Annotated in this window: 11 protein-coding genes and 1 tRNA gene; 2 read left to right on the top strand and 10 right to left on the bottom strand. The window is 57.9% G+C overall.

Annotated elements, in window-relative coordinates; translation table 11 throughout:
- Positions 1-161: 161 nt before the first annotated feature.
- Positions 162-524 carry a hypothetical protein gene (locus JIF53_RS06775; RefSeq protein WP_022991953.1) on the top strand — a complete coding sequence of 121 codons (363 nt, stop codon included), beginning with the start codon at positions 162-164 and terminating at the stop codon, positions 522-524.
- Here the strand turns inward: JIF53_RS06775 and alr are convergent.
- The 8 genes from alr to rnr all read right to left on the bottom strand — a co-directional run bounded on the left by alr (position 493) and on the right by rnr (position 8,603).
- Positions 493-1,566, bottom strand: a complete 1,074-nt coding sequence (alr, locus tag JIF53_RS06770) for an alanine racemase (RefSeq protein ID WP_199452126.1) — start codon at positions 1,564-1,566, stop codon at positions 493-495. The genes JIF53_RS06775 and alr overlap by 32 nt on opposite strands.
- On the bottom strand, positions 1,566-2,972 hold the full coding sequence (gene dnaB, locus JIF53_RS06765; protein WP_014420683.1) for a replicative DNA helicase: 1,407 nt from the start codon (positions 2,970-2,972) through the stop codon (positions 1,566-1,568). The genes alr and dnaB overlap by 1 nt, the downstream gene beginning before the upstream one ends.
- Positions 2,973-3,121: 149 nt before the next feature.
- Entirely contained in the window at positions 3,122-3,568 is a 447-nt protein-coding gene (rplI, locus tag JIF53_RS06760; RefSeq protein WP_199452125.1) for a 50S ribosomal protein L9, read from the bottom strand.
- Between the two features lie 20 nt (positions 3,569-3,588).
- The gene (locus JIF53_RS06755; protein WP_199452124.1) at positions 3,589-4,452 is read right to left on the bottom strand and encodes a hypothetical protein; all 864 of its coding nucleotides are present in this window, start codon (positions 4,450-4,452) and stop codon (positions 3,589-3,591) included.
- A 25-nt stretch (positions 4,453-4,477) separates the two neighbouring features.
- Positions 4,478-4,708, bottom strand: coding sequence for a 30S ribosomal protein S18 (rpsR, locus tag JIF53_RS06750; RefSeq protein WP_011785848.1), 231 nt, complete (start codon positions 4,706-4,708; stop codon positions 4,478-4,480).
- A 24-nt stretch (positions 4,709-4,732) separates the two neighbouring features.
- Positions 4,733-5,146: a 30S ribosomal protein S6 gene (gene rpsF / locus JIF53_RS06745; protein ID WP_199452123.1), complete on the bottom strand. Its 414-nt coding sequence runs from the start codon at positions 5,144-5,146 to the stop codon at positions 4,733-4,735.
- A gap of 246 nt (positions 5,147-5,392) precedes the next feature.
- Entirely contained in the window at positions 5,393-6,130 is a 738-nt protein-coding gene (rlmB, locus tag JIF53_RS06740; RefSeq protein WP_011785850.1) for a 23S rRNA (guanosine(2251)-2'-O)-methyltransferase RlmB, read from the bottom strand.
- Between the two features lie 25 nt (positions 6,131-6,155).
- Positions 6,156-8,603 (bottom strand): ribonuclease R, encoded by a 2,448-nt coding sequence (gene rnr / locus JIF53_RS06735; RefSeq protein ID WP_014420680.1) that lies wholly within the window; start codon positions 8,601-8,603, stop codon positions 6,156-6,158.
- A gap of 273 nt (positions 8,604-8,876) precedes the next feature.
- On the opposite strand from rnr, the gene JIF53_RS06730 reads away from it, so the two are divergent.
- Positions 8,877-8,963, top strand: a tRNA-Leu gene (locus tag JIF53_RS06730).
- 149 nt (positions 8,964-9,112) lie between these two features.
- On the opposite strand, the gene JIF53_RS06725 is transcribed toward JIF53_RS06730, so the two are convergent.
- Positions 9,113-11,047, bottom strand: coding sequence for a hypothetical protein (locus tag JIF53_RS06725; RefSeq protein ID WP_199452122.1), 1,935 nt, complete (start codon positions 11,045-11,047; stop codon positions 9,113-9,115).
- Between the two features lie 146 nt (positions 11,048-11,193).
- Positions 11,194-12,333, bottom strand: a complete 1,140-nt coding sequence (locus tag JIF53_RS06720; protein ID WP_011785859.1) for an acyl-CoA dehydrogenase family protein — start codon at positions 12,331-12,333, stop codon at positions 11,194-11,196.
- Positions 12,334-12,444 lie beyond the last annotated feature (111 nt).

Below are 12,444 nucleotides of genomic sequence, written 5' to 3'. Positions count from 1 at the left end.
AACGCCTCCGGAATATCACTGATGTGACGGATGTCAGGAAACACTCGGGCCAATGGCTCGGAACACTACTTTACTGCAGTATCATGCAGCCTGAAACGTCAGCCTTACGGGGAGCCGGTGAACGCTCCCGGATCGACAAGCATACAACAACGGGAATCCCAATGCTGAAACAACAGAGCCATATAGTGGCCCCTATCCCCGATGAACTAAGAACCCGGGCTCTTTATACCGTCAGTGAGCTCAAAGGCCGCGGCAAAGCCGACAAGCAGGCCATCGACCAGCTGTATGAGCTCATCGTTGAACTGACCGAATCCGGGCTGGATTTCTTTTTCCTTGAGCCACTACGCCGCCTGAATGCCGGCAGCATGATGATGGGAATGGCCAAAATGGGCATCAGTAGCATGCTCAAGGGCAGCAAAATGGTGATTCACAAAGTCCTCAAGAAACTGGACGACCGCAGCCTGGCGGCGATTCTCGATTTCATCGAAGAAATCATTCATGAACCCGAGGCACCCGCGACGTAACGCCGGTGAGCAACTCATAGCCAATGGTACCGGCGTAACCGGCCACCTCGTCGACACTCACGGTTTTGCCCCAGAGCTCCACCAGGTCGCCCTCACGGGCCTCAGGGACGGCACTCAGGTCTACTGCCAGCATGTCCATGGATACCCGCCCCAGCAAACGGATTCGCTGGCCGCGCACAGCGGCTGGCGTTCCGGTACCCGCGTGACGCGGGTAGCCATCGGCATAACCAATGGCCACCATGCCCATCCGGGTATCCTGACTGGCCGTCCAGGAAGCACCATACCCTACCGACTCCCCGGCACGGACCACGCGTGTGGTAATCAGAGGCGCCTGCAAGGTCATTGCGGGGCAAAGCCCCAGCTCCGCACCGGTTTTGCCCTCCACGGGTGACGCCCCGTAGAGCATGATCCCCGGGCGGCTCCACTCGTACAGCGGCTGATTCGGGCGAAAGTGAGCCGCAGAATTGCCAACGCTACGCATCAAATCCGGCCAGGGCGCTACCGCTCTCTCAAAAACCCGGGTCTGGAGCCCGGTCATTTCGCTGTCCGGATCATCGGCACAAGCAAAATGAGTGACAAAACCAATCGCAAGATGCTTCAGGCCCGCTTCCTCAAGCCCGGCCATCACCTCCGGCAGCTCTTCGGGCCGGAAGCCCAGACGGTTCATGCCAGTATTGACCTTGATCCAGAATCTGGGAGAACGCCCCGCACCGAGCCACGATAACTGTTGCTGACAGTGGAGCACGGGTTCAAAACCCGACTGCTCACATTCGGCCAGGTCATCCTTTTGATGGGTGCCCTGCAGCAGCACCACGCTGTGCCGATGGCCGGCACCGCGAATGGCTATGGCTTCCTCGATACAGGCCACCGCAAACCGGCTGGTCTCCGGAGCCAGAGCATCAGCAACCGAGCCAATGCCATGGCCATAGCCATCGGCTTTGACCACCGCCATGGCGTAGGCGGTTCCAGCCAGTTCCCGGGCCCGTCGAAAATTGTGTTTCAGGGCGTCAAGATCTATGCGGGCAACGGTGGGGCGTGGCATTAATAATCCCCACCGTAATCGCTGTAATCGCCGTGCGCCAGGTCTTCGAATTTGGTGTATTTACCAATGAACGCGAGACGGATGGTACCGATCGGGCCATTCCTCTGCTTACCAATAATGATCTCGGCAATGCCCTTATCCGGCGTATCCTCGTTGTAGACCTCGTCCCGGTATACGAACATGATCACGTCGGCATCCTGCTCGATCGCACCGGATTCCCGCAGGTCCGAGTTGACCGGGCGTTTGTTGGGTCGCTGCTCAAGACTCCGGTTCAACTGGGACAGCGCCACAACCGGGCAGCCCAGTTCTTTGGCAATACCCTTGAGTGAGCGTGAGATTTCGGAAATCTCCGCAGTCCGGCCTTCGGTGTTACCCGGCACCCGCATCAACTGCAGGTAGTCGACCATGATCAGGCCAATCTTGCCGCCGTTCTCGCGGGCCACCCGACGGGCCCTGGAGCGCATTTCTGTCGGGCTCAGCCCCGGAGTGTCATCGATATAAAGCGGCTTATCCTTCAACAGACTGACGGCAGAGGTAAGCCGGGGCCAGTCATCCTCTTCCAGCTTGCCGCCCCGCACTTTGGTCTGATCAATGCGACCAAGCGACGACAGCATACGCATGGCCAGCGCATCTGCGGGCATCTCCATACTGAACACCAGTATCGGGGTGCCGGTGCTGATCAGGGCGTTCTCAACAATGTTCATGGCAAAAGTGGTCTTACCCATAGAGGGCCGCCCCGCCACAATGATCAAGTCGGCTGGCTGCATACCGGAGGTCTGGTCGTCCAGGTCCCGGAAACCAGTAGTCAAACCGGTCGTCTGCTCGCCGGATTCAAACAGCTCTTCAATCCGGCTGAGTGTGGTAGCCAGGATGGGGTTGATGGCCTTGGGACCGGAACCTTCTTTAGTACGTGCCTCGGCGATCTGGAACACACTGCGTTCTGCTTCGTCCAGGATATCGTTACTTTTTCGCCCCTGCGGGTTGAAGGCTGAATCGGAGATCTTGCCGGACACCTCCACCAGCTGCCGCAAAATGGAGCGTTCGCGAACAATGTCAGCGTAGGCCCTGATATTGGCGGCACCGGGTGTTTTCTCGGCCAGTTCCGCCAGATAAGACAGACCACCGGCATCCTCGATATCGCCGGCCCGTTCCAGAAACTCGGCCAGGGTAACCACATCCAGCGGCTCGCTCTCGCTGGCGAGGCGCTCCACGGCGCCGAAAATCAGGCGATGGTCCTGCCGGTAAAAATCAGCCGCTGAAATAATTTCGGCGATCTCGTCAAACCGACGGTTGTCCAGCATCAGGCCGCCGAGCACCGCCTGTTCAGCCTCGACCGAATGCGGCGGGACCTTGATGCGACTGGTTTCCGGATCAATAGAAGCAGGTTTCAGAGTGGGATTGGCCATAGACACCGACATCAGGGAAATGAACAAACGAGGTTACAAGAATACCAGAAAGCAACGGGCCCGAAACCGTCTCCGGCTCGGGCCCGTTTTTCAGCACGGAAACCTGTGGCTTCAGTGCTGGTTGAATCGACCTGTCACTGGGCTACCGATTACTCGGCAACAACCGCCAGCTTGATGGTCACTTCAACGTCTGTGTGCAGCTGCAGCTCGATGTCGTACTCGCCAGTCACCCGGATCGGGCCTTCCGGCAGACGAACTTCGCTCTTCTCGACTTCAGTACCACCGGTAGACACTGCGTCGGCAATGTCACGAACACCGATAGAACCGAACAGCTTGCCTTCTTCACCAGCCTTGGAGGTGATGGTGAAGGAAGCGCCTTCCAGAGCTTCGGCACGGGTCTGGGCAGCAGCCAGCTTCTCAGCAGCAGCTTTTTCCAGCTCAGCGCGACGCTCTTCAAACGCCTTTACGTTTGCTTCCGTAGCAGGAACGGCCTTGCCGTACGGCAGCAGGAAATTACGACCGTAACCGGCCTTAACCTTTACCTTGTCACCCAGGGAGCCAAGGTTTGCGACTTTCTCGAGCAGAATAACTTCCATCTCGTTAACCTCTTCGTGCTTTATTCAGCCGGACCGGCGGGTATACGCCCCCGGATATCCAGCCAGCTATCCACAAAAGCCAGAACCACTAACAGCATCAACAGATTGGGACCCAGCAAAACCAGAGCAACGTAAAACATTGCCAACCAGTTACCGCTCCACTGCTTTCGAGCGAACACACCGTGCACCAGAGCCAACCCGGCCAGAACCAGCGGGGTGCCCGCAGCCCAGGCCAGCAGGATGGCATTCAACCCAAGAATCGGGCCAACCACCATGGTGATGGCGCACACTACGGCTACCGCCGGCGATAACCTGAGGCCATGGAATTCCTTGCGGAATCCCCCGGGGTTATACAACCCCGCCTGCCACGCCCTTGCCAGCATCGTCATACCGATGGCGGTGGCAAAGTAGGTACCGGCCATGCTGGCATTCATGGTGTCCCGGATAACCTGTTCCAGATCACCACCCAGCGCACGGGCCATTTCAGTGTTGTACTGCTCGTAAACCTCGACACCAGCCTGAACCAGGTCGTTCAGCAGCGCCGGATACATCACAGGCAACATCAGCCCGGTCAGTATCGCCAGAAAGGCACCGGACAACAGTGCTCTTTCCCAGGACAGTGTCGTCCGGATAATGGATGCCATCAGCATCACCTGCAGCAGCACCACCAGCGCCGTGGGATCCTGGCCGTAAACAGCCCACCCGATCGCCGGAATCAAAGCCCAGAGGCCAATATTGAGCCCCTGGCGAATGCCCAGTCGAAGAACGACCAGGCCAGTTACCGCTGCGCCAATCCAGAACAGTAAGGGTACTGCGGTGGTAACCGCTGCAACCCCGCCAGCCTGCAGGGGACCGCGCATTACATACTGTGCCAGTGCACGCATGGTCCCGGGTCCTGTCCGTTAAAACTTAGTGGTCGTGACCGTCCGTATACGGCAGCAGTGCCAGGTAGCGGGCACGCTTGATAGCGGTAGCCAGCTGACGCTGATAACGTGCTTTGGTGCCGGTGATACGGCTGGGCACGATTTTGCCGGTTTCAGTGATGTAGCCTTTCAGGGTGTCCAGATCCTTGTAATCGATCTCTTTAACACCTTCTGCCGTGAAGCGGCAGAACTTACGACGTCTGAAAAAACGAGCCATAACGTAACTCCTAACTCCGGTTAATTACTCTTCTTCGTCCTGGGATGCGCTCTGACGCTCTTCAGCGTCAGCTGAACGACGTGGACGATCGTCTCCGCCGGAACGACGGTCCTCACGGGACTCAGCGGCTTTCATCGGAGACAGGTCGGTAACGGCCTCGTCGCGACGCAGAATCAGGTCGCGGATGATGGCGTCGTTGAACCGGAAGTTGTGAGTCAGCTCGTCCATCGCTGCCTGTGAACACTCGATGTTCATCAGCACGTAGTGAGCCTTGTGGATCTTGTTGATCGGGTAAGCCAGGTGACGACGGCCCCAATCTTCCAGGCGATGTACCTTGCCGCCATCTTCAGTGATGACGCTGGTATAACGCTCGATCATCGCGGGCACCTGCTCGCTCTGATCCGGATGTACCATGAAAACGATTTCGTAGTGACGCATGAGTTCTCCCTACGGTTTAAACAGCTTCCTTCTCCCGGTGGCCATACCAGTGGTTGTGGCCGGAGCGTGAAAGCAAGGAGGTGACAGCAAGTGCTGCCGGTTTCTTTTTTGCTTTATCAATAAGGCTTTACAAGAAAGGCTTGATCAAAAGCGAAGCTAACCATTGCCATACAACAGACAATAAAAAGCCACCCCTTGAAAAAAGGGGTGACGTATTCTAGGCCCGCAGGCCTGTTTGTGCAAGGTTTAACCGAGGCGCTGGCGCAACGCCTCATACAGACAGACACCGGTCGCCACCGACACATTCAGACTGTCGACGTGGCCGAGCATCGGAATGTTGATCAACTGGTCACAATGTTCACGGGTCAGACGGCGCATGCCTTTACCTTCGGCACCCATGACCAGAGCAACCGGCCCCTTGAAATCAGCCTGATACAAGGTGGCATCCGCCTCACCTGCCGTACCAATCAACCACACGCCCTGGTCCTTCAACTCCCGAAGGAAACGGGCGAGATTGGTCACCCGGACAAACGGTACCGTTTCTGCCGCCCCACAGGCGACCTTTCGGGCAACCGGCGTCAACGAGGCCGATTTATCCTTGGGCACAATCACCGCCTGCACGCCCGCGGCATCGGCAGTGCGCATGCATGCACCCAGATTATGGGGATCCGTCACGCCATCCAGCACCAGCAGGAATGGCGGCTTGTCGCTGGCGGCCAACTGGGCAAGAAGATCATCCTCGGTCCACTCCCGGCTTTCCGCAACGGCAGCAACAACACCCTGGTGGACACCGGACACCCGCTCATCCAACTCTTTCCGGTGCACCACTTTCCAGGGCACCCCCAGACCGTCAAGGGCATCGGTAACCGACTTCACCCGCTTGTCCTGACGACCGGTCTGAATCCAGACCCGCTGCAACCGCTCCGGCTCTCTTTTCAGCACGGCATCCACGGCATGCCAGCCGAATACATATTCCTGAGACACTGACAATCAATTCCTGCGTAACGTGTTATTTACGACTCTTGCGCTTACGGCCCGAGCCTGACGGTTTACCTTTGGCCGATTTGGACCGGGCCTCCCGGGCAGCCTCTGCGGCCAGCTTTTCCTTGGCGCTGGCCGGCTTACCGGATTTTTGCCCTTTACCGGAGCGACCACCCTTGCCCTTGCCCCGCGGCTCGCGCTTGGACACTTCCAGCGCATCGCGGTCTGCCTTCCGGCGCCTGGGGGTGCTTACCAGCTCAAGATCGATTTTTCGGTCTTCCAGATCGACACGCACCACGCGGACACGCACTTCGTCACCCAGACGGAAGCTGACCGCCGTGCGCTCACCAATCAGACGATGCTTGACGGCATCGTGATGGAAGTAGTCACCACTGAGCGTGGAGACGTGTACCAGACCTTCGATGTAGATATCGGACAGCTCAACAAAGAAGCCAAACGGCACCACCGCGCCGATAATGCCATCGTACTCCTCGCCCACGTGATCGCGCAGGAACTCGCACTTGAGCCAGGCCATGACGTCCCGTGTGGCATCGTCGGCCCGGCGTTCGGTCATGGAGCAATGCTCACCCAACTGCTCCATACGGGCATAATCGTAGGGATACTCAGCCAATTCGGGATCGTGCACCTTCGGGGACACCAGATCTTTGGTTGCCTCGGGATTATGGATCCGGGACTTGATGGCCCGATGCACAATCAGGTCCGGGTAACGTCGAATTGGCGACGTGAAGTGGGTATAACTGGCGAAGCCAAGACCAAAATGCCCGGCTTCCTCAGGACTGTACACCGCCTGGCTCAGAGAGCGCAGCATCACCATCTGGATGACATTGGCATCCGGGCGGTCGGCCACCTGACCCAGCAAGGCCTGGTAATCTGCCGATGACGGCTTGTCGCCGCCGCCCAGCTGCAATCCCAGCTCACCCAGGAACAGGCGCAGATTGCTCAGACGCTCTTCCGAAGGCCCGTCGTGCACCCGGTAAAGCGCCGGAATCTTGTGCTTCTTGAGGAAGCGGGCCGTCGCCACATTGGCGCACAGCATGCACTCTTCGACAATCTTGTGGGCATCGTTCCGGTGCACCGGAACAATTTCCTCAATCTTGCGCTGGGCATCGAAAACAATCTTGGTTTCCGTGGTCTCGAAATCAATGGCCCCACGCTCGGTGCGAGCCTTTCGCAACAACTTGTAGAGGTCATACAGGTTGTGCAGATGCGGCAGCAGATCCGCATAGTGGGCGCTGAGTTTGTAGCCCTGCTCCGTATCCGGATGCTCCAGCATGGCACTGACCTTGTTGTAGGTCAGCCGGGCATGGCTGCGCATTACGGCCTGATAGAAGGTGTAGCCGCTGATGTTACCGGCGGCACTGATGGTCATGTCGGCCACCATGCACAGACGGTCGACATCCGGGTTCAGGGAACACAGGCCATTGGAGAGCTTCTCCGGCAGCATGGGCACCACGTGGTCCGGAAAATACACCGAGTTACCGCGCTGAATGGCCTCTTCATCCAGTGGCGACCCCGGGCGGACATAATGGGAGACATCAGCGATGGCCACCACCAACCGATAGCCACCACGGGGACGAGGCTCGCAGTAAATGGCATCATCGAAGTCACGAGCGCTCTCGTCGTCGATGGTCACCAGGCGCATGTTGCGGATATCCACCCGGTTTGCCTTGTCTTTCTCTGCCACTTCCGCGGGAATCGAGGCGGCCTGTTCACCGACCGCGGGCGGCCAGCTATGCGGGATTTCGTAGGAACGAATGGCCACATCGATTTCCATTCCCGGCGCCATGTGCTCGCCCAGAATCTCGATAACCTGGCCGGTGGGCTGGGTTCGAATCGTCGGCTGACGAATGATTTCCACCACAACATACTGGCCGTGAACCGCCTTACCCGCCTGCTCATCCGGAACCAGTATCTCGTGATTGATTCTGGCGTTCTCTGGCACTACGAAGGCGATGCCGCTTTCTTTAAAAAAGCGACCGACGATCTGGGAGGTGCGATGCTCCAGCACTTCTACAATCTTGCCTTCCCGGCGCCCGCGATCATCCACCTGATCCACCCGGGCGGCTACCCGGTCACCGTGGAATACCTGGCGCATCTGCCGGGCAGTCAGAAACAGGTCGGAGCCACCGTCATCGGGGATCAGAAACCCGAAACCATCACGATGTCCAACCACACGCCCGGTGACCAGATCCGCTTCCTCGATCGGCAGGAACGCATCACGGCGGTTACAGATCAACTGTCCATCACGGCACATCGCAATCAGACGACGGCGCAACGCTTCAATTCCTTCCGCAGACGTCTGCCCGAGCTCCTGACACAGGGTCTCGTGCGTGGCCGGCGCGCCCCGCTCTTTCAGATGTTGGAGAATGTACTCCCGACTCTGGATGGGGTTGTCATATTTCTGGGCCTCACGCTGGGCATGAGGGTCACTTTGTTTGTTCTTCCTGGAAACCATTCGGATCCTTTCTGTCTCACCGCAAACCGTGCGGCATCATTCATGTTTGATGCAGTATAACGTTGGGATGGGAATGCTGCCTAACAAGGGCGCCAATATAGGCACAAATACCCTGAAATCGTCAGACTCTGCCGCCGAAACTTTTTTGAAAAAAATGTTTGACAGCACCTGAACGAATCATTAAAGTACGCGCCATTGGTTGAGGGGCAACTCCTCACCACTGGCAGAAACGCTAGGTTTTCAATAAACTATACGCGAATCTGCAAATCACCTGCCGAGGTGGTGAAATTGGTAGACACGCTAGCTTCAGGTGCTAGTGGGGGCAACCCCGTGGAGGTTCAAGTCCTCTCCTCGGCACCATTTTCTTCCCCAGAAAATGGCCTAAGAAATTAAAAATCCCGAAAAAATCAGCAGCATCTGACGTCGAACTCGCCGTATTTACGCCGAGCATTTTGTGCTGTCTGGAAGGACGACAGACAGAACATCCATCGCCCTTTCCGCAAACCGCCTTACTCCGACAGCCTGTCCAACAGATAGTCCGAGAGGCTCTGGTACTCGTACTCCACTGTGGAATACGCCCGGCCCGGCCGGTCGAGAGGACCGTCACCGCAATCGGATGTGGCGACGAAATCGACCAGATACGCCGTCTTGAGCAGGTTCGGACGCTGCATATCCAGCTCTTCGCTGTTCAGTGCGTCGTAAAACAGCTGCCACTGGAACGCCCCGTTCGCAGAATCCACTTCTGGCCTATTTGCGGTCGCCCGATCCAGGAACGGGAACCGGAGCAAGCGGGCAAAAGAGACGCCATTGCGATCATCAATATCGTATTCATAGGCGCCGGCCCCGAAAAGATCGGAAGCGGCAACGTCACTGGTAAATGAGAAGGGAAACAGCCGGGTCGCATACTGGCCGTTGCGCTCGGTATCGTTAGGCGCAACACCCTGGGGCGCGCAGGAGGCTCCACCACCTGCAAACTGAACGGCTGCTTCCAGGCCACCGCCCGCGGTCAGCCGATACCCACTGACCAGATCCCGTGGCGACTGCTCGCCATCCAGAATGTCCGCTGGCGAATTGGCTACCTCTAACGTCAGCACGCGATCATCAGCCCTACCGGGCACGGACTCCACCAGAGTCCCGGCCTGCCCATCCCAAACCCAGCTGATGTCACCGATACCATCCAGCTCGGTTCCCCCTGGCGTTACCCCGAGCGTCTGCTCATGGCACGTAGTGACGGTATCAAGACTGGCCGTGCCATTCTCCCAGGCAAACTCCAGACGCTCGTGCACGCCCTCCTCGTCGTACCAGACGGCACTTTGGGGCGAAAGGGAGGAAGATGGCAGCCACTGGGTCTTCAAATTGGTCATATAGCCATCGGCCTGAAACAAACGGGCCATCTCTGGCAATGAAATACCCAGGCAGCCCCGACTGGATACAGCCAGCAGCCTGCCACCTTCACTGTATTCAAAAGACAGCTCAGCCGAGGCACCGAGGTCAGAGGTATTGGTAGGCAGTACGTCTGATCGGGTTGGCCGTGCCGAAATCCGCTGACTCACCAGAAGCCTGGGATTGCTTACTTCCACATCAACATCCGGCAGTACCAGCGTATCGGTATCCACATTGCCGTAGTTGCCACCGGACGCAGCGGCATCGACAATGGCAATAACCTCATCAACGTTCTGCACCACCGAATAACCAAGCAGGTACACCCCGTCACGCGGTAACAGGCTGGCTTCGCTGCCGTCACTGCCATTCCCTGCCAGGTAATCGTTGTAGCCATCAGGAATCTGGCTGGCCATGAACCGCGCCAACGCCCGGGCATAGGCGTGAGCCCGGTCATCATTGGCAAGAATATAGTCCTTCCACAGGTTGATACCGTCCAGATCAGCGAACCGGTTATCCGGAATCGGATTTTCAGCATTCCACTGGCCGGCCAGGCTCCGGAAACGGGCCAGCGTAGTCAGGGGGGTAATATTGGTTACGCCGGGGCTGGCTGACATCAAAAACGCCCGGCTGACCGCCTCATCGCCGTAGCTTCGCTCCTCCAGGGTCTGCCCGGGAATGGCGAGGGCATAAAGCGGATAATCCCTGGGGTCCAGGTTTGCGCCGATCGATGGCGGAACATCCAGTGCGGAAACGTCCATGGAAAACCGCCCGCCGGGACCGCTCATCACGGTTGGCTCGCCATTCTCCAGAACGTGGGTATTACCGCTGTCCAGCTCAATCTCCACCGGCCCTGCGGTGTACTGGCCATTGTCGTCAAGATCCAGCCAGACCCGGGCATTGTTGAGGTATCCGTCGATCACACGCCCCTGGTAGGGCGCCCGCTCGCTGTAGGTAACACCATCGAACTCCCGGCCATCAACCGGCAGGTCATCGGATTCATCGCCACAGCCGGCGATCGCAAGTGACAGCAGAGGAACGGTAACACTGATCAGACGTTTCATCGCGGCAACCATTTATCCTTGTTAGAGGTTGTGCCGCTACTTTAGGAGATGTGCCGCCGGGAGACCTTGACAGGCTTGGCAAATTGTAAAGTTTGGTAACGAGCAGGCCCCGGAATGTGCCGGGGCCTGCAAATCGGGACAATTCGTCAGAACGACCGCGCCACGATTTCTTTCATGATTTCGTTGGTGCCGGCGTAGATCCGCTGCACGCGCGAATCGGCCCACGCCCGGGCAATCGGGTACTCCCACATGTAGCCATAGCCACCGTGCAGCTGAACGCATTCGTCCATCACCTTGCACTGCAGGTCGGTGGTGTGCTGCTTGAGCATGGCCGCCGTCGGGATATCCAGCTTCTTGTCCAGGTGCAGCTCCAGGCAGCGGTCTGTAAAGACACGGGCTGCCGTGATTTCGGCTTTCAGCTCGGCCAGTTTGAAACGGGTGTTCTGGAACGCGATGACCGGTTTACCGAAGGCTTTGCGTTCTTTCACGTAATCCAGGGTCCACTGCCAGGCGGCCTCGGCGGCAGCGACGGCGGTCAGGGCCACCTGCAAGCGCTCCGCCGGCAACTCCTGCATCAGCTGGAAGAAGCCCTGCCCTTCCATGCTGCCCAACAGGTTGTCTGCCGGTACTTTCACATCCTGGAAGAACAGCTCGGAGGTATCCTGAGCCTTCATGCCCACCTTGTTCAGGTTCTGACCTTTTTCAAAGCCCTCCCAGGCGGTTTCGACCAGCAACAAGCTGGTACCCTTGGCGCCTTCTTTGGGGTCGGTCTTGGCAACGACAATCACCAGATCCGCCAGTTGGCCGTTGGTGATAAAGGTCTTGGAGCCATTCAGAATGTAGTGGTCGCCCTGGCGAATCGCGGTGGTTTTTACGCCCTGCAAGTCGGAACCCGCGCCCGGTTCAGTCATGGCGATGGCGGTGATCATTTCACCTGAAGCCATTTTCGGCAGATACTTCTGCTTCTGCTCTTCCGAGCCGTAGTTCAGGATGTAGGGCGCCACGATGTCGGAGTGCAGCCCCCAGCCAATGCCGGACAATCCCGCCCGGGAGATTTCTTCCATAATCACGGCGGAGTAACGGAAATCGGCACCAACACCACCGTACTCTTCCGGAAGCATCGGACACAGGAAGCCCAGCTCACCTGCTTTCTGCCAGAGCTCGCGGCTGACCTGACCATCTTTTTCCCATTGGTCATGATACGGAGCCGCTTCCTGCTCCAGAAACTTGCGAACGGAGTCCCGGAAGCCTTCAAGATCGGCGTCGAAAAGAGTACGTGGAATCATTGCTGAACCTCGGTAAACGGGTTGGTTTATCGTTGTGTTCAGCAAGTCTGTGGCGGGGCGGGGTTTCGCTCAATGGTGAAAACCATCAATCGCTTTGGCCAAAACCATCGC

Origin of the sequence: Marinobacter sp. bablab_jr008 (assembly GCF_016464145.1) — a bacterium.
Taxonomy (GTDB): Bacteria; Pseudomonadota; Gammaproteobacteria; order Pseudomonadales; family Oleiphilaceae; genus Marinobacter; species Marinobacter nauticus.
Note: the sequence above shows the minus strand (reverse complement) of the source record. Positions and strands in the feature narration are given on the sequence as shown.